The 21222-nt window shown below is 54.7% G+C and carries 20 protein-coding genes; 11 read left to right on the top strand and 9 right to left on the bottom strand.

Annotation, left to right across the window (positions count from 1 at the left end; all coding sequences use genetic code 11):
• Positions 1 to 98: 98 nt before the first annotated feature.
• The 6 genes from ydiJ to ACW5W7_RS05315 all read left to right on the top strand — a co-directional run bounded on the left by ydiJ (position 99) and on the right by ACW5W7_RS05315 (position 8758).
• Positions 99 to 3161, top strand: a complete 3063-nt coding sequence (gene ydiJ, locus ACW5W7_RS05340; protein ID WP_456501008.1) for a D-2-hydroxyglutarate dehydrogenase YdiJ — start codon at positions 99 to 101, stop codon at positions 3159 to 3161.
• Complete coding sequence (locus ACW5W7_RS05335) at positions 3161 to 3649, top strand: hypothetical protein (RefSeq protein ID WP_456501007.1); 489 nt, start codon at positions 3161 to 3163, stop codon at positions 3647 to 3649. Before ydiJ ends, ACW5W7_RS05335 begins: the two co-directional genes overlap by 1 nt.
• 154 nt (positions 3650 to 3803) lie before the next feature.
• Positions 3804 to 4265 (top strand): hotdog fold thioesterase, encoded by a 462-nt coding sequence (locus ACW5W7_RS05330; RefSeq protein ID WP_456501006.1) that lies wholly within the window; start codon positions 3804 to 3806, stop codon positions 4263 to 4265.
• Between the two features lie 179 nt (positions 4266 to 4444).
• Positions 4445 to 6340, top strand: coding sequence for a DEAD/DEAH box helicase (locus tag ACW5W7_RS05325; RefSeq protein WP_349918230.1), 1896 nt, complete (start codon positions 4445 to 4447; stop codon positions 6338 to 6340).
• 195 nt (positions 6341 to 6535) lie between these two features.
• Complete coding sequence (locus tag ACW5W7_RS05320; protein WP_349918229.1) at positions 6536 to 7453, top strand: LysR family transcriptional regulator; 918 nt, start codon at positions 6536 to 6538, stop codon at positions 7451 to 7453.
• Between the two features lie 102 nt (positions 7454 to 7555).
• Positions 7556 to 8758 carry an MFS transporter gene (locus tag ACW5W7_RS05315; RefSeq protein WP_456501005.1) on the top strand — a complete coding sequence of 401 codons (1203 nt, stop codon included), beginning with the start codon at positions 7556 to 7558 and terminating at the stop codon, positions 8756 to 8758.
• A gap of 75 nt (positions 8759 to 8833) precedes the next feature.
• On the opposite strand, the gene ACW5W7_RS05310 is transcribed toward ACW5W7_RS05315, so the two are convergent.
• On the bottom strand, positions 8834 to 10156 hold the full coding sequence (locus tag ACW5W7_RS05310) for a Na+/H+ antiporter family protein (protein WP_456501004.1): 1323 nt from the start codon (positions 10154 to 10156) through the stop codon (positions 8834 to 8836).
• A gap of 268 nt (positions 10157 to 10424) precedes the next feature.
• A complete protein-coding gene (gene rnt / locus ACW5W7_RS05305) occupies positions 10425 to 11081 on the bottom strand; it encodes a ribonuclease T (protein WP_456501003.1) in 657 nt (218 codons plus the stop codon).
• Between the two features lie 201 nt (positions 11082 to 11282).
• Between rnt and ACW5W7_RS05300 the strand changes: the two genes are divergently transcribed.
• Positions 11283 to 12158, top strand: coding sequence for a flagellar protein MotY (locus tag ACW5W7_RS05300; protein WP_456501002.1), 876 nt, complete (start codon positions 11283 to 11285; stop codon positions 12156 to 12158).
• 206 nt (positions 12159 to 12364) lie between these two features.
• Here the strand turns inward: ACW5W7_RS05300 and suhB are convergent, their stop codons facing one another.
• The gene (gene suhB, locus ACW5W7_RS05295) at positions 12365 to 13168 is read right to left on the bottom strand and encodes an inositol-1-monophosphatase (RefSeq protein WP_349918224.1); all 804 of its coding nucleotides are present in this window, start codon (positions 13166 to 13168) and stop codon (positions 12365 to 12367) included.
• 199 nt (positions 13169 to 13367) lie between these two features.
• Here suhB and ACW5W7_RS05290 point away from each other — a divergent pair, with 199 nt between their 5' ends.
• Positions 13368 to 13829: a hypothetical protein gene (locus ACW5W7_RS05290; protein ID WP_456501001.1), complete on the top strand. Its 462-nt coding sequence runs from the start codon at positions 13368 to 13370 to the stop codon at positions 13827 to 13829.
• A gap of 186 nt (positions 13830 to 14015) precedes the next feature.
• Positions 14016 to 14276, top strand: a complete 261-nt coding sequence (locus ACW5W7_RS05285) for a hypothetical protein (RefSeq protein WP_349918221.1) — start codon at positions 14016 to 14018, stop codon at positions 14274 to 14276.
• Between the two features lie 25 nt (positions 14277 to 14301).
• Here the strand turns inward: ACW5W7_RS05285 and ACW5W7_RS05280 are convergent, their stop codons facing one another.
• The 5 genes from ACW5W7_RS05280 to ACW5W7_RS05260 all read right to left on the bottom strand — a co-directional run bounded on the left by ACW5W7_RS05280 (position 14302) and on the right by ACW5W7_RS05260 (position 18972).
• The gene (locus ACW5W7_RS05280) at positions 14302 to 14613 is read right to left on the bottom strand and encodes a hypothetical protein (protein WP_456501000.1); all 312 of its coding nucleotides are present in this window, start codon (positions 14611 to 14613) and stop codon (positions 14302 to 14304) included.
• Positions 14614 to 14618: 5 nt separating this feature from the next.
• The gene (locus ACW5W7_RS05275) at positions 14619 to 14894 is read right to left on the bottom strand and encodes a hypothetical protein (RefSeq protein WP_349918218.1); all 276 of its coding nucleotides are present in this window, start codon (positions 14892 to 14894) and stop codon (positions 14619 to 14621) included.
• Positions 14895 to 15442: 548 nt separating this feature from the next.
• Positions 15443 to 18121 (bottom strand): tail fiber domain-containing protein, encoded by a 2679-nt coding sequence (locus ACW5W7_RS05270; RefSeq protein WP_456500999.1) that lies wholly within the window; start codon positions 18119 to 18121, stop codon positions 15443 to 15445.
• Between the two features lie 169 nt (positions 18122 to 18290).
• The gene (locus ACW5W7_RS05265) at positions 18291 to 18425 is read right to left on the bottom strand and encodes a hypothetical protein (RefSeq protein WP_349918214.1); all 135 of its coding nucleotides are present in this window, start codon (positions 18423 to 18425) and stop codon (positions 18291 to 18293) included.
• A gap of 37 nt (positions 18426 to 18462) precedes the next feature.
• Positions 18463 to 18972 (bottom strand): glycoside hydrolase family protein, encoded by a 510-nt coding sequence (locus ACW5W7_RS05260; protein WP_456500998.1) that lies wholly within the window; start codon positions 18970 to 18972, stop codon positions 18463 to 18465.
• A gap of 49 nt (positions 18973 to 19021) precedes the next feature.
• Between ACW5W7_RS05260 and ACW5W7_RS05255 the strand changes: the two genes are divergently transcribed.
• Complete coding sequence (locus ACW5W7_RS05255; protein WP_456500997.1) at positions 19022 to 19423, top strand: hypothetical protein; 402 nt, start codon at positions 19022 to 19024, stop codon at positions 19421 to 19423.
• Here ACW5W7_RS05255 and ACW5W7_RS05250 read toward each other — a convergent pair.
• On the bottom strand, positions 19420 to 19755 hold the full coding sequence (locus ACW5W7_RS05250) for a hypothetical protein (RefSeq protein WP_456500996.1): 336 nt from the start codon (positions 19753 to 19755) through the stop codon (positions 19420 to 19422). The two genes, ACW5W7_RS05255 and ACW5W7_RS05250, sit on opposite strands and share 4 nt — an antisense overlap.
• A gap of 159 nt (positions 19756 to 19914) precedes the next feature.
• Between ACW5W7_RS05250 and ACW5W7_RS05245 the strand changes: the two genes are divergently transcribed.
• The gene (locus ACW5W7_RS05245; RefSeq protein ID WP_456500995.1) at positions 19915 to 21219 is read left to right on the top strand and encodes a HEPN/Toprim-associated domain-containing protein; all 1305 of its coding nucleotides are present in this window, start codon (positions 19915 to 19917) and stop codon (positions 21217 to 21219) included.
• Positions 21220 to 21222 lie beyond the last annotated feature (3 nt).

Below are 21222 nucleotides of genomic sequence, written 5' to 3'. Positions count from 1 at the left end.
CATGTGAGCGGACCGGCCAAGGCAGCCCGAGAGAGGCGAGCCAGGCGGTCGTTGTCGCCGGCACTCCGGCATCAAGCAAAGGAAGGGAACAAGGATTCATGATCCCGAGACTCGATTACCAGGACAGTTTGTCATCCACAACTCTGCAGTTCCTCGATGTATTGGGACGCAGCGCATTTCGTGGTGATATCGAAAAGTCTTATGCAAGCCGGTTGGCGATGGCGACGGATAACAGCGTCTATCAGGTTATTCCAGAGGCGGTCCTCTATCCGCGCAGTGCGGATGATATTGCGGTGATGCTCAGGTTGGCCCAGGAGAGCACCTACGCCTGCTTGAGTTTCTTCCCTCGCGGCGGCGGCACCGGCACCAATGGCCAGTCTCTGGGCGGCGGCATTATCGTCGATCTCTCTCGCCATATGAACCAGATCATGGAAATTAATCTGGAAGCGGGCTGGGTGCGTGCCCAGGCCGGGGTGGTGAAGGATCAGCTCAACGCCTATCTCAAGCCTCACGGCTACTTCTTCTCGCCGGATCTCTCTACCTCCAACCGCGCCACCTTAGGGGGCATGGTCAATACCGATGCATCCGGTCAGGGGTCGCTGGTCTACGGCAAGACCTCGGATCACGTGCTGGGCCTCAAGGCGGTGCTGGAGAACGGCGACCTCATGAGCACGGAGCCGGTCAATGGCGAGCGCCTCGCGGACAAGCTGGCGCTAAAGAGCCGGGAAGGGGAGATCTACCGCACCCTCTATCGCATCGGCCGCGAGCGGCGCGCCGACATCGAGGCGACCTTCCCCAAACTCAACCGCTTCCTCACCGGTTACGATCTCAAGCATCTCTACACGCCCGATACCGACACCCTGGATGTGAGCCGGGTGTTGTGCGGCTCGGAAGGGTCGCTGGGCTTCATCACCGAGGCTCGCCTCAACATCACCCCCATTCCGCGCTACCGCACCCTGGTGAACGTCAAGTACGACAGCTTCCCGTCCGCGCTTCGCAATGCCCCCTTCATGGTGGAGGCGCACGCCTTGTCGGTGGAGACGGTGGACTCCCGGGTGCTGGGGCTGGCCCGGGCCGACATCATCTGGCACTCGGTCAAGGAGTTCATCCAGGAGGTGCCGGGCAAGGATCTGCAGGGGCTCAATATCGTCGAGTTTGCGGACACCGATGAAACCGAGCACCAGGCCAAGGTGGCGGAGCTGTGCCGCCGCATCGACGGATTGCTGGCGAACGGGGAGGCGGGAGTCATCGGTTATCAGGTGTGCAGTCACCTGCCGAGCATCGAGACCATCTACGCCATGCGCAAGAAGTCGGTGGGACTGCTCGGCAACGCCGAGGGGCGCAAGAAGCCGGTGGCCTTCACCGAAGACACCGCCGTGCCACCGGAATCCTTGGCCGACTTCATCATGGAGTTTCGTGCCCTGCTGGACGATCACGGCCTCGACTACGGCATGTTCGGCCACGTGGACGCAGGTGTCCTGCACGTGCGCCCGGCGCTGGATTTGTGCGACCCCGAGCAGGAGGTACTGCTGCGGCGCATCTCGGATCAGGTGGTGGCGCTCACCGCCAAATATGGCGGCCTGATGTGGGGGGAGCACGGCAAGGGGTTCAGATCCGAATACAGTCCCGCCTTCTTCGGCGAGCTGTGGGAGGAACTGCAGCGAGTGAAGGGGGCCTTCGATCCCCAGAACCGCATCAACCCGGGCAAGATCTGCGTGCCCTATGGCAGCGGTGCCGAGCTGGTGTCGGTGGACGGGCCCAAGCGCGGCAAGTTCGACCGCCAGATCCCCATCGCCGTGCGTGAGAGCTACACCCGGGCGCTCGATTGCAACGGCAACGGCCTCTGCTTCACCTTCGAGACCGACTCCCCCATGTGCCCCTCGGTCAAGATAAGCCGCGACCGTCGCCACTCGCCGAAGGGGCGGGCAGGCTTGATGCGCGAATGGCTGCGCCAGCTGGCAGAGCAGGGATTCGATCCCTTGAGCGAAGAGATTGAGCTGCAAAGCGGCGGTCTGCGCATCAAATCCATCGTCGACAAGGTGCGCAACACCGTGGCCCGCGCCCGCGGCCAGTATGACTTCTCCCACGAGGTGATGGAGGCGATGGAGGGGTGTCTGGCTTGCAAGGCCTGCACCAGCCAGTGTCCCATCAAGGTGGATGTGCCCACCTTCCGCGCCCGCTTCATGCAGCTCTATCACAGCCGCTACCTGCGCGGCCCCAAGGATTACTTCGTCGGCACCGTCGAAAGCTATGCGCCCCTGCTCGCCAAGGCCCCCAAGCTGGTCAACTTCTTCCTGGAGAAAGAGTGGGCCCAGAAGGCGACCGAGAAGAGCATCGGCATGGTGGACGTGCCCCTGCTCTCGGTGCCTACCCTGGCCGAGTCCCTTCGCGATCACCGTGCCCGCTATTTCGATCTGGCGGGACTCGAGGCCATGAGCCCCGAACAGCGTCAAAAAGTGGTTCTTATCGTACAAGACCCCTTCACCAGTTATTACGACGCGCCCGTGGTGCGAGATCTGGTGAAACTCGCGAGCAAACTTGGACTTCAGCCCTATTTGCTGCCGTTCAAACCCAACGGCAAGCCCCAGCACGTGAAGGGCTTCCTGCGTGCCTTCGCCCGTACCGCGGCCAGCAGTGCCCAGTTCCTCAACAAGGTGGCGGGACTCGGCATCCCCATGGTGGGAGTGGATCCCTCCCTGGTGCTCTGTTACCGGGACGAATATGTGAAGGCACTCGGCTCCGCCCGTGGAGACTTCCAGGTGATGCTGCCCCAGGAGTGGCTGCTCTCCTTGCCGGTAGAGAGCCTGCCCGCGGCCGAGGTCAAAGAGGAGGCTGCGGAGCCCTGGTATCTGTTTGCCCACTGCACCGAGAAAACCGCCAAGCCCTCGACTCACGGCGACTGGGGCACCCTGTTCAGCCGCTTCGGCGCCAGGTTGCAACCGGTCTCGGTCGGTTGCTGCGGCATGGCGGGCACCTATGGTCACGATGCCAAGCAGGTGGAGAACTCCAGGGGCATTTATGGCCTCAGCTGGGCGGAGCCGCTGGCGCGCCTGCCGAAGGAGCGCTGCCTCGCCACCGGTTATTCCTGCCGCAGCCAGGTCAAACGGATGGAAGGGGAGAAGCTCAAGCATCCGGTGCAGGCCTTGCTGGAACTGCTCTGATGCTGCGCCTCCCCAAGCGGTTTCGGGTGCCGCAGGCGTATCGGCGCCCGAACCTGTTGTTGTTGCCGGTGAACCCGACTCAGGCGGTGGTGGAGTTCGTCGCCATCCTGCGCGAGTGCGAACAGTTGCATCAGTTGTTTCGCCCGGACGATCTCTGGCCGTCGGCCAGCTTCAGCCTGAGCCAGCACGAGGCGGATCTGGAGTGGCAGCGTTCGGAGTTTCTGGCCAAGCGCTCCTTCGCCTATGGCCTCTGGAGCCCGGCGCGGGAACCCGAGTTTTGGGGGGGCGTTTATCTTTATCCCTCGGTGCTGCCGGAGGTGGAGGTGGAGCTCTTCTTTTGGAAGGTGACTGGGGCGCCGCTGACCGATGCCGAACTCGAGGCCGAGCTGCGCGACTGGCTGGGGAAGGTCTGGCAGTGGCGAGCACCTTGCCTGCCGGGACGGGAGATCCCCTGGGATGCGTGGCCGGGGGTCACCTACCCTTGGTGAACCCGGGCAGGATCCTGCTCAGTCCTGCCTGCCTCAAGATGCCCCGATAGCGGGGCATTTTGTTGTCCCGCTTTTGCGCTTTACGCGGCAGTTTTGATATCGTCAGTGGCAAGCCATTGATCATGTTCGTTAATTCATAAGGAGTCTGCTTGTCATGAGTCAAGAGAACGCCCCCATCTGGCGCAAGCCCATGAGCCTCGAGGGGCTCAACGCCAGCTCCCGCAATACCCTGATGGCCCACCTCGATATCCACTACACCGCCTTCGGTCCCGACTGGCTGGAGGCCACCATGCCGGTGGATCACCGCACTCATCAGCCGCTCGGCATGCTGCACGGGGGCGCCTCCGTGGTGCTGGCGGAGACGCTGGGATCCTTGGCGGCCAACATGGCGGTGGGGGCGGAGTACTACTGTGTCGGATTGGAGGTCAATGCCAATCATCTGCGGGCCAAGCGGGAAGGGGCGGTGACCGGGCGTTGCTCCCCCCTGCATCTGGGGGCCAGCACCCAGGTGTGGCAGATAGAGATCCGCGACGAGCGTGGTCGTTTATTGTGCACCAGCCGACTCACCATGGCGGTGCTCAGGCACAAGCAGGACAAGGGATCCGGCGAGAAGTGATCGGCAATAACGCACCATGAGCGAAAAATAAGCAAGCCATAGTCGCGAGATCCCTCTATAATTGCCAACGTCTTGAGAGGCTTATCACATTTTTCAAGACAGCAGAACAAAGTGGCGCTATAATCGCCGCCTTTTGCTATTCCGCGGTGTTAGCCGCCTGCCTTAATCTGGAAGAATCTATGTCTGATACCGAACAACTGCCCCTTTTTAGTGAGCTTGGACTGGCCGCGCCTGTATTGAAAGCGCTGCAGGACGTGGGCTATGAGCGCCCGTCTCCCATCCAGGCCGCAGCAATCCCCCACCTGATGGCGGGACACGATCTGCTGGGGCAGGCACAAACCGGTACAGGGAAGACCGCTGCTTTTGCCTTGCCTCTGTTGTCTCGTCTGGAAGCTGGTAACCGTAACACCCAGATCCTGGTGCTGGCGCCGACTCGTGAACTGGCTCTGCAGGTGGCTGAAGCGTGCCAACGCTACGCTCACCACATGCCCGATTTCCACGTGCTGCCCATCTACGGCGGCGCCTCCTACGAGACCCAGACCCGCGCCCTGCGCCGTGGTGCCCAGGTTGTCGTCGGTACGCCGGGCCGCGTGATGGATCTGATCCGTCGCAAGAACCTGGACCTCTCCGGTCTGAAAGCCCTGGTGCTGGATGAAGCGGACGAAATGCTGCGCATGGGCTTCATCGACGATGTGGACTGGATCATGGATCAGTGCCCGGCCGGCCGTCAGGTTGCCCTGTTCTCCGCCACCATGCCGGAGCAGATCCGCCGCGTGGCCCAGAAGCATCTGAAGCAGCCCAAAGAGATCAAGATCGCCTCCAAGACAGCCACTGCCACCACCATCCGTCAGCGTTACTGGCAGGTGACCGGTCTGCACAAGCTGGACGCCATGACCCGTCTGCTGGAAGTGGAGCCCTACGAGGCCCTGCTGGTCTTCGTGCGCACCAAGAACGCCGCCGAAGAGCTGGCCGGCAAGCTGGCCGCCCGCGGTCATGCCTGTGAAGCGCTGCACGGTGACATCCCGCAGAAGCTGCGTGAGCGTACCGTCGACAAGCTGCGTCAAGGCCAGCTGGACATCCTGATCGCCACCGACGTGGTCGCCCGTGGTCTGGACGTCGAGCGCATCACCCACGTGGTGAACTACGACATTCCGTACGATACCGAATCCTACGTTCACCGTATCGGCCGTACCGGTCGTGCCGGTCGCAAGGGTGAGGCCATCCTGTTCGTGGCGCCGCGCGAGCGTCGCATGCTGCGTGCCATCGAGCACGCCACTCGTCAGGCCATCGAGCCGATGAAGATGCCGAGCACCGAGGACATCAACCAGCACCGTCTGGCCAAGTTCAAGGAGCGCATCCGCGAGACCATGATGGGTGAGGAGCTCGAGATCTACCACAACCTGGTGAACGAGCTGATCCAGGAAGACTCCGCCGATCCGCTGGAACTGGCTGCCGCACTGGCCAAGCTGGTGCAGGGTGACCAACCGCTGCTGCTGGATGACTCCATCCCGGATCCCCTGTTCAGCAACAACAATGATCGCGGCAACTTCGAGCGTCGTGACTTCAACGACCGTGGTCCCCGTGATTTCGGTGACCGTGGCGATCGTCCGGCCCGTCGCATGCCGTCCCTGGAGCCGCGTCCGCTCAAGGACAACCCGGACGTGGAGATGGAGCGCTATCGCGTCGACGTGGGTGCCCATCACGGCGTCAAGCCGGGTCAGATCGTGGGTGCCATCGCCAACGAAGCGAACATCGAGAGCCGTTTCATCGGCAACATCGACATCGCCGATGACTTCTCCACCGTCGATCTGCCCAAGGGCATGAGCGCCGAGGTGCTGGAAGTGATCAAGAAGGCCCGTGTCTGCCAGCGTCCGCTGCAGATCGCCCGCTACACCGAGGTGCCGGCCGGTGGCAACACCAGCAGCCGTCCGCCCCGTGGCGACCGTCCCTTCAACAAGGAGCGCACCTTCAACAAGGATCGCCGCCCCCAGGGTGACCGTCCCTTCAACAAGGATCGCCGTGAAGGCGGCTTTGACAAAGGTCGCAAGTTCGGCGGCAAGCGCCGCGACAGCTAAACCCGGATCGCACTGATACAAGACCGCTCATCGAGCGGTCTTTTTTATGGCCGTCGATCAGGCGAAATACCCAGCTTCGCTGTGAGTGGCAGAGCGGCTTGGTGCTGGGCGGCAGGACATTGCGAGCTGGCTTGTGCGGGTGGCACGGTGCTAACGTGTGCCGACACCGTGCGATGGAGTGAGGAAGGGGGACAGATGGACAGACTGGGGGCGATGGAGGTGTTCGTGCTGGCGGTGGAGACGGGCTCCTTTTCGGCGGTCGCAAGGCGTCTGGGGCTCGGCCAGCCGGCCGTGTCCAAGCAGATCGCCCAGCTGGAGGCACGCCTTGGGAGCCCGCTGCTGCTGCGCTCGACCCGCGGCCTGACTCCGACCGAGGCGGGGGAGGCTTACTACCTGAATGCGAAACGCATCCTGGTTGAGGTGGAGGAGGCGGAAGCTCAGGTAGGGCAGTGCCGCACCGGCCTCACTGGGCGCCTGCGCATCTCTGCCCCCGTTACCTTCGCCCGGTTGCACCTCATTCCTCATCTGCCCGCTTTTATGGCGGCGCATCCTGAGCTGGAACTCGAGATCCTGCTGGACGATGACAACCTGGATCTCATCGCGGCGGGCATCGATGTGGCCCTGCGGCTCGGCCCCCAACCCGACTCCGCCCTGGTGGCCCGCCACCTCGCGCACTGTGCCCGGGTGGTGGTGGGAACACCCGCCTGTCTCGCCGCGGCGGGTCGGCCGCAGTCTCCCGGTGATCTGCAGGGGCAGGCGCTGGTGATCTACAGTCCGAGGCCCGGTCTTGGGCACTCCTGGTCATTCAGCCGGGGGGATGAGCGGGTCGACATAGCGGCCCGTGGCCGGATCATGGTCTCCGCCGCCGAGGGAATGCGCGCCGCGGTGCTGGCCGGGATTGGGCTTGGCATCAGCTCCGAGTGGATGTTTGCCCCCGAACTGGCCAGCGGGGAGGTGGTGAGACTCTTGCCGGAGTGGCAGTTGCCGAGGCTGGATCTCTGGGCCCTGTTGCCTGCGGGGCGAGGGCCCAGTGCCAAGGCGAGTGCCTGGCTGGCCTTCGTGAGCGGCCTGCCCGGGTTGCAAGCGGCGCGGACCCATTCCCCGGCGGAATAACCGTTATGGCGTGGGGACGGCTACTGCCGTCCCGGCTCCGGGGGTAGTCTCTTCATCCAGCCCGGCCTGTTGCCGGCGCCTTGCATCAATGAGGATGGCATCATGACATCACCGAGCGTCTCCCCAACGGCGGCCCAGCCTGCCAGGGCGCTGACCCCCACATTCATCTTCGCCATGGCGCTCTGCTGCGGTCTGGCGGTCGCCAACATCTATTACAACCAGCCCATGCTGGCGGTGATGGCACGGGATTTCCCCGGCCATTCAGCCATTCCTCTCATCGCCGTACTGACCCAACTCGGCTATGCCCTCGGCCTCTTGCTGCTGGTGCCCCTTGGCGATGTGCTGGTTCGGCGCTGGCTCATCGTCGGGCAGTTCGTCCTCATCGCCCTTGCCTCTTTGCTGGCGGCCCTGGCCCAGGGGACCACCATGTTGATGCTGGCCTCGGTACTGCTCGGCATCGGGGCAACGGCGGCCCAGCAGATTGTGCCCGTCGCGGCGACGCTGGCGGATCCCGCACGGCGCGGCGCCGTGGTGGGCACTGTGATGAGCGGCCTGCTCGGTGGCATCCTGCTCAGCCGCACCCTGGCGGGCGTTGTCACGGCCTATGCGGGCTGGCGCACCATGTTCTGGCTCGGTATTCCGCTGGCGCTGCTGGGGGCCCTGCTGATGGCACGCACCATCCCCCTTCAGTTGCCGCGCGTCACGCTCACCTATGGGGCCTTGCTGCGCTCTCTCGTCACCCTCTGGCGGGAGGAGCCGGCTCTGCGCCGTGCCGCGCTGACACAGGGGCTGTTGTTTGGCTCCTTCAGCGCCTTCTGGACCGTGCTGGCGCTCTATCTGGCGCACTCCTCCTATCGGCTCGGAGCACAGTGGGCCGGCCTGTTCGGGGTGATAGGGGGGGTCGGTGTCCTCGCGGCCCCCCTGGCCGGGCGGCTGGCGGATCGGCAGGGGGCCAGGCCCGTGGTGTTGAGCGGGGCCCTGATGGTGGTACTGGCCTGGATAGTGTTCGAAACCTGGCACAGCCTGATCGGATTGGCGGTGGGCGTCATCTTGCTGGATCTGGGGGTGCAGAGCGCGCTCATCGCCCATCAGCAGCTCATCTATGGATTGAGGGAGGCGGCGAGGGGGCGGGTCAATACCCTCTTCATGGGGGCCATGTTCCTTGGGGGGACGCTGGGTTCCAGCCTCGCCATGCTGGCCTGGCAGAAGGGAGAATGGTCCGGGGTGGGGATGGTCGGACTGCTGCTGGCCCTCATCGGCGGGCTGACGGGCCGGGGTCGCCAGCGGGTATCCGAAGTCGCCTGAGCATGGCCGGACATGAGAGAGGCGACCCTGGGGTCGCCTCTTGCATTGCATTCGTCTGTGTTGCCAATCGCGAGCTTAGAGCACCATGGCGGCAATCCAACCGAAGATGATGAGCGGGATGTTGTAGTGGATGAAGGTGGGCACCACGCTGTCCCAGATATGATCGTGCTGACCGTCTGCGTTGAGGCCGGAAGTGGGGCCGAGCGTCGAGTCCGAGGCGGGGGAGCCCGCATCCCCCAGGGCACCGGCGGCCCCCACCAGGGCGATGGTCGCCATGGGGGAGAAACCCAGATGGACGCACAGGGGCACATAGATGGTGGCGATGATGGGCACGGTGGAGAAGGAGGAACCTATCCCCATGGTGATGAGCAGCCCCACCAGCAGCATCAGGAAGGCCGCCATCCCCTTGTGGCCGGCCATCATGCCGGAGACTGCCTGCACCAGGCTATCCACCCCGTGGGTCTCCTTCATCACGGCGGCGAAGCCGGCGGCGGAGATCATGATGAAGCCGATGAGGGACATCATGCGCACCCCCTGGGTGAAGGCATCCTGACTCTCGCGGAACTTGATGACGCCGCCACAGGTGAAGATGACGAAGCCTGCCAGCGCACCCAACACGATGCTGTTGGTCATCAGCTGCAACCCCAGCGCCACGGCGATGGCCAGCAGGGCGACCCAGATGTGGTTGAGGTTGAGTTCCACGGTTTCCGGCTCGGCGGAGAGGATCTTCTCCAGATCATACTGGCGCGGCTTGCGGTAGGTGAAGAAGACCGCGATGAGCAGGCCGATGAACATGCCAAACACCGGGATCGCCATGGCCATGGGCAGCTGGCTGTGCTCCACAGGTACCCCGTTGTCGATCAGGTTCTTGGCCAGGATGTTGTTCAGGAAGATGCCACCAAAACCCACTGGCAGCAGCATGTAGGTCGCGGTCAGGCCGAAGGTGATGACGCAGGCCACCTGGCGACGGTCGATCTGCATCTGGGCCATGACGTGCAGCAGCGGCGGGATCAGAATGGGAATGAAGGCGATGTGCACCGGGATCAGGTTCTGGGAGGAGATGGAGACCCCGAGCACGGAGGCGAGCAGCAGGCTCTTGACCCAGAGGATGCGGGAGGAGCTGGCATCCTTGCCGAGTTGGCTGATCACCTTGCGGGCCAGCAGATCCGTGATGCCGGAGCGGGAGATGGCGACCGCAAAGGCGCCCAGCATGGCGTAGGAGAGGGCGATCTCGGCGCCGCCACCCAGGCCGCCGGTGAAGGTGCTGAGGGTCTGTTCGAGTGAGAGGCCGCCGATGAGGCCGCCGACGATGGCACCGATGGCGAGGGAGACCACCACATTGATCCGCAGCAGGCTGAGCACCAGCATCAGCGCTACCGCGATAACAACAGGATTCATTTGCTTTCCTTATGGTATGTGTTGCTGTCTGTCTTCTGAAAGGCCGTTAGTTTGCGAAAAATGTGACAAATGTCGAGAAAAAAATCAGCTAAAACCGCTTGTCGGCAGCATCTTGTGGCACAAAGTTGATCGAAACCGGGATTTGTCTCCACCTTGGCACAAGAGCCCTGCCTCGCGGGCTGCTGGCCCAACCAGCCGGGCCGGTACGGGACTGAAAACAATCAGGCTGCCATTGGGCAGCCTGATTGTCTGGATGCATATCCATTCATTACTCGGCGTCGTCCGCCGTGTCATCCACTTCGGCGGGGGGCCAGCCCCCCAGGCTCTTCCAGCGATTGACGATGTAGCAGAAGAGATCCGTGGTGCGCTCGGTGTCATAGAGGGCGGAGTGCGCCTCTTTGTTGTCAAAGGGGATCTTGGCGCTCTGGCATGCCTTGGCCAGCACCGTCTGACCCAGGGCCAGGCCCGAGAGGGCGGCGGTGTCGAAGGTGGCGAAGGGGTGGAATGGATTGCGCTTGAGGCCGGCCCGCTCGGCGGCGACGGTCACGAAGCCGTGATCGAAGGTGGCGTTGTGGGCCACGATGATAGCACGGCCGCAATCCTGCTCCTTCATGCCCTTGCGCACCCCCTTGAAGATCTCGGTCAGCGCCTCTTTCTCACTGACGGCACCCCGCAGCGGATTGAAGGGATCGATGCCGGTGAACTCCAGCGCGGCCTTCTCCAGATTGGCGCCCTCGAAGGGTTCGACGTGGAAATGGAAGATCTGATCGGGCACCAGCCAGCCTTGCTCATCCATCTTGAGGGTATGAGCGGCTATCTCCAGCAGGGCATCGGTACGGGCATTGAACCCGGCGGTTTCAACATCGATGACGACGGGGTAAAAGCCACGAAAGCGGCCCTTGAGGGTGTGAACGGCGTCGGTCATGGTATCTCGGTCGGCGTGAATGTAAGGGCGCATTATGGCAAAAAAGCCGGCCCTTGTCCCTCCCGAGCAAGGCGTTTCTCCCGGGGCAGCCCGATGAGCGCGGTCGCTTATTGAGCACTCTCTTTGTTCGCTGCGTTTAGTTGCTAAAGCTTGCCTGACCCCTGCCGATAGTTAATCCGAGATCGTATGGAGGACAAGCCGTTGAATGCTTGGGTGTTAGGGTTGGTCAGCATATCCGTGAGTATGCAGTTGCAGGCGGGGGTCACCGAATTTGGTGCCAGCCTGGATCAATCCGTCTGGCGCTTGACCTCCGACTCCCAGGTGGAGTGCCGCCTCGAGCATCCCATCCCCCGTTGGGGCACGGGGGCTTTCGTGAGCCGCGCCGGTCGCAAGATCAATCTGGATTTCGAGCTGAAGGGGCAGCGCCCCCAGGCCCGCACCCAGACGGTCTCCCTAGGGATCATGCCACCCAGCTGGCGCCCCGGCGTGGCGGGCAGGCAGATAAGTCAACTGCAGTTTTATCAGCAGTTTGACGGTCTGGTGGCCGGTCAGACCGCCTGGACCATGCTCGATGAGCTCGAAGGAGGCCGCATGCCAACCTTCCAGTATCGGGACTGGTATCGCCAGGACAGGCCGGTGCGGGTCTCTCTCTCCTCGGTCAATTTCCGGGTCAAGTATCAGGCCTTCATGGATTGCCTGACCGGCCTCTTGCCCTACAACTTCAACGACATCGCCTTCAGCGTGCTCTCTTATGACAAGAACAGCGATCAGCTATCGCCTGCATCCAGGCGTCGACTGGCGATGATCAGCGAGTATGTGAAGGCGGACAAGAGCATCGATGTGGTGGTGATCGACGCCTACAGCGACAGCTATGGCGGCCGCTGGCCGAACCAGAAGCTCTCCGAGAAACGGGCCGATGCCATCAAGCAGGTGTTCGTGGATCTGGGGATTGAGGCGGGCAAGATCTCGGTGGAAGGCCATGGCGAGAAGCAACACGTGGCTTCCAATGAGACGGAAGGGGGCCGGGCCAAGAACCGGCGGGTGGTGATCAACATGGGACGCAATGGCACCATCTGATTGGGCAGTGGTTTTCACTGCCTTTTTACGTCATGGATGTGGGTTGTGCTGTTCTATTCGGCGAAGCGTTAATTCATTCTGACATTCGGGGCCCAAGACTCGGATCTCGCTATTCGACAAGCGTCATTTTTTCCCACTTCCTGCCGCTGAGACATAAAAAATGCCAGTCGGCGGAACCGACTGGCATTTTTCACAATGATGCGGGCTTATTTGGCCAGAGATTCCGGCAGGTGCTCGCGGATCTTGCCGAGCATCTCTTTGAGGACGCGCGGGTTGGCGACGACCAGGTTGCCGGAGTTTTCGTAGTTGTGACCACCCACGAAGTCGGTGACGATGGCGCCCGCTTCCTTGGCCAGCAGCTCACCGGCTGCGGTTTCCCACGGCTTCAGACCGATTTCCCAGAAGCCGTCGATGCGACCGGCAGCCACATAGGCCAGATCCAGGGCCGGGGAGCCGGCACGACGGATGTCGGCACACTCGATGAACATGCTCTGGAACATCTTCAGGTAGGGCTCGATGTGGTGCTTCTGCTTGAACGGGAAGCCGGTCGCCAGCACGGTGCCGGCCATCTCGCGGGCCTTGCCCACACGGATGCGGTAGCCGTTCAGCTGGGCGCCGTTACCGCGGGTGGCGGTGAAGAGTTCGTCGCGAATGGGGTCGTAGACCACGGCTTGTTCGGTCTTGCCTTTCACGCGCAGGGCGATGGAAACGGCAAAGTGCGGAATGCCTTTGACCAGGTTGGTCGTGCCATCCAGTGGGTCGATGATCCATTGGTAATCCGGATTGGTACCGGCAATCTCACCAGACTCTTCAGACACGATGCTGTGTTCCGGGTAAGATTTTTTGATGGTATGAATGATGGCCGCTTCGGCGTCGCGGTCAACGTTGGTCACGAAGTCATTGCTGCCTTTTTGCATGGCCTCGATGTTTTCGGGCTGGGAGAAGGCTTTTACTACAACTTGACCGGCGTTGCGCGCAGCGCGCACGGCGATATTCAGCATCGGATGCATAGGTTCACCACTGGATGTTAAAGAACGGGGGATAAAAGGACGCGATATCTTACCAAGATATTCTGGAATGGCAACCATTGCCGACGGCAATCATCAGATTAATAACTGCCAGATCTGGCGGTTCCAATAAAGGCCCGTCATGAGCTAGTCTTATCGCGACAGCCGAACACAGGCTGTGGTGAGCATAGGGAAATGAACCATGAATCTGTCATTAGTCAGTCAAAAACCGTTAGCCGCAACAGCACAGGGAGTGCTGGCCGCATTGCGCGCCTCTAATGGATTTGATCATTACTTCAATGAAGTACGTGTGGCACAACCTGGTCAGTGGCAGCCGGGGGCCCAGGAAGTGGCCATCCTGCTGCTGGAGGAGGGGGACGCGGTCTGGCCCGCATTCAGCTGGCCGGGAGACAGCCATGCCGGCCTCGGACTGCCAGTCTTGCCGCTGCTGGTGCACAAGCGCAGTGAGGGGGCCCCCCTGACCGGACCGGATGTGCGGGATCCGCACCTCTACTTTGTCTCCAACGGCATCGTGCTGGATGAAGCCGATCTCGCGGATCCCGCCTGTAGTCGCGTCCTGCAGAGCAAGCTCGAATCCTACTTCCCGCTGCTTGCCCGCCTCACCCTGCTCCGTCAGCGCCAGCCCCAGGGGTTGTGCAACTGATCTCCCCCTCCTGGTGGACTGTTCAAACGGCGCAATATTTGTCATAAGGAACAGGGAAAGGTTTTAAGACAAAGCTAATGCACAAAACCCCTGTGAGTACTTAGCTCACAGGGGTTTTTTATGCCTGGTGTTGATGTGTGATTCCATATGAGTACAATTGAGAGGGTTCTACAGAAGGGATAAATCATGGTTTACGATAGAAATAGTCCAGAGCGTATTGAAAATGGTTTATATGAAATTGGTGGAGTGCTTTGGTATAGCATCTGGACATTTAAGAATAAGTTAGGAATTGTTCCAAACAACAACAGTGCAAATCTAAAAGATGCAATAGATATATCTAGTGCTTTTAATGATGACCATATAACAATCATTCCTGATATCGGTAACTTCGGACATGTTAAAGGTTTCAGGGAACAGAATCTGAAAGATTTTTACAGAGTGGAATGATTAGCCACTAAAAGAAAAGGCTCCATCAGGAGCCTTCTTTTTTATTCATATTTTCTAAAGTACTAGCAAGACGAACTAAGCTAAGGTTCAGTTCGTTCAGAGTCTGGTTCAACTTCTCTAACTGTCCATCGGTCTTATCTTGTGCTTTTTCTAGTACATCTATCCGAGAATCTACCTTTAGTTCATTCTTCTCTAATGTAATTAGTTTATCTTGGTAGATGTTTAGCCTAATCTCGTGTTGTCCAACTTGGGTATATGCAACATAGCAAGTACCGAAGATGCTTAACACTAAGATGACTGCCTTTAGGTCTAGAAACCCTTTCAACTTCTCAAGCATAGTAATTACCCAATAACCCGAATTCGACCATAAACTAGAACAACAGTATCATTGTTACTATCTAGTCCTGTGACTTTGAATTCATGATCACCTTTGGTAAATCCACTGGTGTTAGATATAAGTAGCTCTATGTGTTCATCAGTTGCTGTTACTGTCATTCTGTTTTTACCCGCCCAGAATGAACCATTGTTAGCAATAGTCAGAAAATCTTGTAGGTCTTCCCTTGGTATTCGCTTTCGAAAAGTACCACCACTCACGATGGTGTATGTTTCTTGTTTCATTTATAGTTCCTTTTTAATAATTGTTATTCGACTATATTTGTATTTAGACTATCGAGTTAATGTAAGAAGAAGCTCATATATAACTGCACCACCGTTAGTATTTGAAAACTGATAGAGTGCTTGTACTGATGTTCCTGCCGTATAGTTATATGCACCACGCATTGTGGTATCAGGTAGAAACCAAGTACTAGGGGAGCAATTGCTATAACCCACGGCACCAGAACTTGTGATAATCCGGCACCATGGGATCCCCGTGAAGATTTTCTTGTTGTAATATCTCTCTGTTGTTCCAATCTGACCGTTGTAGTGCTGCCACACGGAACCCGCTTCTGATACATGGATCCAAGAGTATGAGTTAGCTATTCGACAGGTGATCGATTGTGTTAGTCCATCAACCCGAGTGATTGCAGAGCGACCAGCTAGATCGCTCATCATACCCGTTGCGGGTAGTCCTGCTGCCGTTCGTATCGCTTGAGCATTTGTAGGAAGAGGCAACCCGTATTCGGCTGCCGCTTGGCTGAAATAAAAGGGAATGTTAGGTACTGCCATTACTCTGTACCTCCCTCTAGCTTCTTCACTCTCGCTGTAAGCTCCTTGATGGCTTCTATGAGCAATGTTGTGAGCTGGTTATGGGAGACGCTAAGATAACCATCAGAATCTTCTCTAACAGCTTCTGGAAGCACTTGTTGAACATCCTGTGCCATAACTCCCGCCTCACGTTGCTCGTTCTTGGTGTAGACATAACCTGTTAGTCTCAGAACTTTGTCTAAGGCATTCTCAAGAACTACAACATCAGACTTCAATCTACGATCAGAAACTACTTGGAAGTTATTTGCTCTAATATCCATATCAGCACGTATACCACCGGTTGTATAAAAACTGTCAGCAACAGCGGCAGCTATGTGAACCTTCTTACCACCATAGGAACGAATCCAGTCAGTATCACTCATCATCCAGCCACCGCCGTAAGTCTCACTATACCAACCAGTGGTCCCCGTAGTTCTTAGCCATCCACCAGTAGTTAAAACATCATTGGAAGTTAAACGACTAGATAAAGTTAGATTTGCTGAATCCTTGTCAAACTTCTTAGCAAGTTCAGTATCAACATAAGTAAGATCACTTTTTAATACTAAAGCTGCATTGATTTGAGAAGTTGATAGAGTACCAACATCAACGGGAGTTGGTTTGTTGGCTGATGTATAAACTTCTGCGGTGTTATGCATAAGTTTGCCAGAGCTATATATCCCTAAAGGTGCACTACTAATACCAAAACTGAGTGTTCCATTTGCAGTTGAGCGGCTTAGAATTGTTCCATCACCTGATGGATGACCTGCTGAATACAAACCAACATGTGTTGGACTATTGAACATGTAGATTTTCTGACCATCACGAACGACACCAACTTGACCCTCAAGATTAACACCACGGTCTACATAGAGGTTTCCTGTCACATTACCACCAGTTAATGATAGTGCTCCTACGTCTTCGGCAGATGGCTTGTAGTTATCATTGTAAACCTTTGCACTTCCATTGTAGAAACCAGAGCCCTTAGTAAAGTTAGCAAGAGTAATGGTTTTTGTATTTCCTGATTCTTGACCGTTAACCTTGTATATTGATGTCCCTGCTTGTATATCCCCGCCGCTGCATTCAATGTTAACACCAACAGGAACTTTTACAGTTATAGGGAATCCTCGAACCTCTACATAGAAAGCATACGTATTAACTGATTCAGATGGCCCATGGATAGAGTGGATTGCACGTTCTGCCATATCATATGCAGTGAATTGACCAGATGCGTATGAAGTATGATCACCCCATCCAGACGCACGAACAATTCCATCAAATGAACAGTTGTTCATTGGATAACTTCCACTGTTGCCAGTAGTTGAAATGTAAATCTCTGGATTGGTGTATGAGTACTGTCTAATCAGAACTGGGATATAACCAGTACTAGGAGAACCAGCCGGAAGATCTATTACTTGAACTTTTGAACCAGTACCGACTTTGATGATTTCAGAATCAACATAAGCCTTATTGGTAAGATGTGGTGGACTTTGAGGAACAGTGCTATTTGAAATTGAACCACTTGAGTTAAAAGTAGTCTCACCAGCCCCTACGGTAATACCATTTGGGCGAATGTTAATGCCCCCAGTATTATTGTCAGCCCCACCAATAATTGTTCTGTTGTCAAACCATAGACCTTGACCAGCATCAGTACTACGGCGAATCGCTGCACCTTCACCTGTTGAATTAATAACAGGAGTCGTAACCGATAAACTAACAGTTAATCCACCAGTAATGGTATCGCCTGTTTTGTTTACTTTCTTGTCTAACTCAGTATTGATCTGTGCAGTTGTCAGAGTTCCAACATCAGATGCACTTGGTTTGTAAGAGGTGGTATAGTTCTCAATCCAGTTAGCCCATGATCCGTTCACATTCACCCGTGTGAAGGTGCGGGAAGGATTGCTATGGCTGTAGTAGGTCTGGGTGATCCAATAGCCAGATCCTATACGTCCATCAGTACTGGAAACGAACATGTTTCCATAGCCGGGTTTATACCCATCAGTACCAATAGGGCCATTGGTTAGTACTGCCCCGCCTTGATAGTGCCCAGGTGCGGTGGCTGTGTTTAGATCTGATACTGCACCTCTGTTGTGCCAATAGGAGTTGTCGTTGAGGTTGACCCCGTTGAGTTCACCAAGAGTGGGCATGTTCCCTCGATGCAGAATGTCATAGCTGGCAGAACCCCATACAACCTTTGGATTCACACTCTGAGCCATGCTGAACCGCAAGAGGGAGAGGGGAGTACCAAACCATCCAGACAACATTAGAGATTGGTCAGTGGCAGTTCTATCTGTCTTACCTGATTGGAGATATCCAGTACTACCCGAGAACACCTGACGCATTCCATAACCAGCAGGATCTATTAGTTCTAAACTGGAGCCAGTAGTAATCTTGCCTGTACTGGTTAGAGGGCCTTCCATTGTTTGTGGGCCTAGCTTGAGTACAGCTTTCCCAACTTCTGCTTTGGCTTCTGCTGCTGCCGCCTTTGCCTCAACGGCTGCGGCTATTGCCTCGTTGTATGCAGTACTGCCGATGTTGGTATCTTCTACGACGATTACCTTTGTGGTCTTGCTCCCAATGCTTGCATATTCAGAGACAAGAACTTTAGTACTGTTCAATCCCTGTAAGTTTGAATATTCATTAACTACTATTTTGTAGCCCATAACTAAACCTCATTATTGTTATTCTATGTTTGAGGTATTTATCTGGATAAAAGAAAAGGGACGTACCGAAGTACATCCCTTGATTTTTATTTATTCTTGTTGTTTGTGAAGGCTCGTAGCACCTCAAGGATGATTGAAAGCCAATCCTTGGAGTTGAATGATACTTTCATCATGCAATGCCAAAGTAAGTTGCAGCACCAATTGCAGCGAAGAGAACAAAGACAATTGCACCTTTAGCAATGACATGCATCTTTGACCCTAGTACTTTATCAATCGCACCTTTTAGGAAAACACCTATACCCATGATGGATACCTCTTTAGTAGTTATTATTATGAAGTATTTATTTAGTTGGATAGTGTTGCGTTGAACCAGTTCTGAGAGTTTCCATTACTCGCCGTGCTCGATTGGGTGTCTGCTTGAACCAAGTACTATCTAAACCTTCTCTATATGCAGTTTGATAATCATGTTTAGTTAGAGCTGCCCACATCTTTCTGAACTTAGATACCCCTGCAATACCTAACTGAAAGCACATGTTCTGTATTGCACTTTGACGTACTGGATCTAACTGCTGGTAAACCGCATAGAACGAGCTAGATTCAATTCCTTTCTTAACTGCTGCTAAGTCCTTTTGGAATAGATAGGAGCACTCAGAGGGAGTTATACGGCCTCTGGTTGCGTATGTAGATAGTTCTTTATCTAGTAGTCTTATTGCTTCTTCTCTAAGTATTGTACTGTCTAGTTTGATTAGATGACCAATGCCAACAGTCCAATATCCCTTGGCGTCTTTGTAAATAGTTAAGCTACTACCTTCATCTATCTTTAGTTGTTCCTCAATGCTCAAGTTCTTCATTTTTGCCTCATTAAATATCTGTATGAAATATTTATGAGGAAGTAAGAACATGAACAATAAGAACAAGTGGGGGATCGATGAATCAGAAATCAGTAATTACTATGGTTTCATCTACAAGTTAACAAACATCAAGACAGGGGAATGGTACATAGGTTCAAAACAACTATGGTCACATAGGAAGGAAACAAATAAGTCAAGCCCAAAGTATGGGGAGAGAGTGAAGAGGGAGAGTGATTGGAAGACCTATCAAAGCAGTAGTACTGTTGTGTCTGGCTGGCCTTCTGAGGATGTTCTATGTGAGGTGCTGTACATCACATCAAGTAAGTACGCACATGCATACAGAGAGATTCAGGCACTCATTGAGAGCCATGCATTACGGTCTGAGAAGTCATTGAATGTGATGCTTGGCTCTAAGTCGATTGGTAGGTGTCCGAAGTCGTTTAAACTTTAATAATAGTCATCAAGAATGAATGCATCATCGTCAGTTGAGAGTTCGTTGATTGCATTAGAGTAATCAATCTCTTTAACTGTATGGACATCAAAAAACTCAATGATCTTTATGTCATTTGGCTTAGAAACCAAGACAATAATTTTATATCTTTTGTCCTCAGATTCACACACCATAAGTGCTGGTGTGTATGTTCTGTTTTCTTTGTCAATAACATAGCCATTGCGAAGTTCAAAATCTCGCCCACTAAATACCAAGTTACCTAACTGAGGGTGTGGTATTGAAACATAACCTTTCAGATCAATTTTAGAGAATATTGGAATTACATAATCCATTTTTCGTTTCCTTATTTTAATGAAGTTATAGTGATTCTATTATCCAGATCGTAACTTCAGTGAATGAGTCCCATTGTATCACACTCTCAGTATTGTTTGAACTTTGGCACGCGATCCGAAGTGCCTCAATCAGATGATGGGATCAGCCATGATAGGGAGGTGCCCCAGCTCGTTCAGGCTGCTATGATGGCGGCATTTGGGACTGGAGAGGGTGAAGGGATGAGCAGCTACGCGAACATAAAAATAAACGGTCATGAGTTGGTTTGGTGGCAAAATAGTTACTATGAATGGTACTTTTCTAAATCCGAAAGAGTTAGACAAATTATAGATAGACAAGATGGTGAACTTGATGAAAACACCTTTATAGGTTATCGAACTACTGTTGGCGTGATCCGGCGAAGATTAAAACTTGATGGTTATGACTTAGAGTTTGCTAAGCAGGACTTTGAACACACTAGAAATATCTGGATTGCAGATATGAAAGATAGCTTAGTGGTTCACAATGGCTTAGATAAGCCTCGCAGTGAAAATAAACATGACTTTTATAATGTTATCGAAGAGCAATTAGAGATCGTTCAAAGTACATCCTTTCAAGATTGGTATGACACTTTTCTAAAGGCTAAAGAATTAAAGAATGAGTATACAGATTACTCATACAGCTTTAGACGGGTGGAAATTGATGGGGAGCCACTACTATCATTAATGCTATCAACTTTATATGGTGTATCTGAAAACAACAATGGTTACTTGGGGCCATTGTTTCCATGTATGAATCTTGAAACTAATGCTGTTCTTCTACTAGAGATGAGCAAAGATGATGATATATGCGAGTTGGATATCACGGACTTAGTGTATTCAGGTTGGGTCGATGACTTTGAAGACATAGAGCAATTACAAGAAGGTAAAACCCACTTCTATAAAATTTTTGAGAACTCACTTATAGAACTGAACGATATCAAGCTTGATGAATCAACACCGGTTCTTCAACGAATGATCTTTTCTAGTGTAATAACTACAATGGAAGCATATCTTTCTGACACTCTAAAGAAGAATGTGCTAAACCGAGATGCAATCAAGAAGAAGTTCGTTAAAAACAGTGAGTCACTTAAGAGGTCAAGAAATATCTCTCTAAATGATATATACGAAGCGTTAGATACGTTAGATGAAAGAATAATTGATGAGATAGATTCTATTTCATATCATAATGTAGATGTAGTTACAGGGCTGTACAAGAATGTTTTACTTTGTTCATTCCCTGAAGATAAGATAGCTCAGTTAAGAACAAATGTTGAAATTCGTCATGACATAGTGCATCGAAATGGTCATAAAAAAGATGGTTCAATAATCCGCATTGTCAAAGAGGATGTAGAAAATATAATAACGTTAGTAAGTGATGTGGTAAGTCACATAGACAAACAGATATTAGATGGACTTTTAGACACTGGTATTGAACAAAACCAATAAACC

It is taken from the genome of Aeromonas intestinalis (genome assembly GCF_054052485.1).
This window is presented reverse-complemented; position numbering and strand designations above follow the sequence as displayed.

Coding starts and splice junctions, on each gene's coding strand:
- ydiJ (WP_456501008.1), top strand. CDS start 99: ATGATCCCGAGACTCGATTACCAGGACAGTTTGTCATCCACAACTCTG.
- ACW5W7_RS05335 (WP_456501007.1), top strand. CDS start 3,161: ATGCTGCGCCTCCCCAAGCGGTTTCGGGTGCCGCAGGCGTATCGGCGC.
- ACW5W7_RS05330 (WP_456501006.1), top strand. CDS start 3,804: ATGAGTCAAGAGAACGCCCCCATCTGGCGCAAGCCCATGAGCCTCGAG.
- ACW5W7_RS05325 (WP_349918230.1), top strand. CDS start 4,445: ATGTCTGATACCGAACAACTGCCCCTTTTTAGTGAGCTTGGACTGGCC.
- ACW5W7_RS05320 (WP_349918229.1), top strand. CDS start 6,536: ATGGACAGACTGGGGGCGATGGAGGTGTTCGTGCTGGCGGTGGAGACG.
- ACW5W7_RS05315 (WP_456501005.1), top strand. CDS start 7,556: ATGACATCACCGAGCGTCTCCCCAACGGCGGCCCAGCCTGCCAGGGCG.
- ACW5W7_RS05310 (WP_456501004.1), bottom strand. CDS start 10,156: ATGAATCCTGTTGTTATCGCGGTAGCGCTGATGCTGGTGCTCAGCCTG.
- rnt (WP_456501003.1), bottom strand. CDS start 11,081: ATGACCGACGCCGTTCACACCCTCAAGGGCCGCTTTCGTGGCTTTTAC.
- suhB (WP_349918224.1), bottom strand. CDS start 13,168: ATGCATCCGATGCTGAATATCGCCGTGCGCGCTGCGCGCAACGCCGGT.
- ACW5W7_RS05290 (WP_456501001.1), top strand. CDS start 13,368: ATGAATCTGTCATTAGTCAGTCAAAAACCGTTAGCCGCAACAGCACAG.
- ACW5W7_RS05285 (WP_349918221.1), top strand. CDS start 14,016: ATGGTTTACGATAGAAATAGTCCAGAGCGTATTGAAAATGGTTTATAT.
- ACW5W7_RS05280 (WP_456501000.1), bottom strand. CDS start 14,613: ATGCTTGAGAAGTTGAAAGGGTTTCTAGACCTAAAGGCAGTCATCTTA.
- ACW5W7_RS05275 (WP_349918218.1), bottom strand. CDS start 14,894: ATGAAACAAGAAACATACACCATCGTGAGTGGTGGTACTTTTCGAAAG.
- ACW5W7_RS05270 (WP_456500999.1), bottom strand. CDS start 18,121: ATGGGCTACAAAATAGTAGTTAATGAATATTCAAACTTACAGGGATTG.
- ACW5W7_RS05265 (WP_349918214.1), bottom strand. CDS start 18,425: ATGGGTATAGGTGTTTTCCTAAAAGGTGCGATTGATAAAGTACTAGGG.
- ACW5W7_RS05260 (WP_456500998.1), bottom strand. CDS start 18,972: ATGAAGAACTTGAGCATTGAGGAACAACTAAAGATAGATGAAGGTAGT.
- ACW5W7_RS05255 (WP_456500997.1), top strand. CDS start 19,022: ATGAACAATAAGAACAAGTGGGGGATCGATGAATCAGAAATCAGTAAT.
- ACW5W7_RS05250 (WP_456500996.1), bottom strand. CDS start 19,755: ATGGATTATGTAATTCCAATATTCTCTAAAATTGATCTGAAAGGTTAT.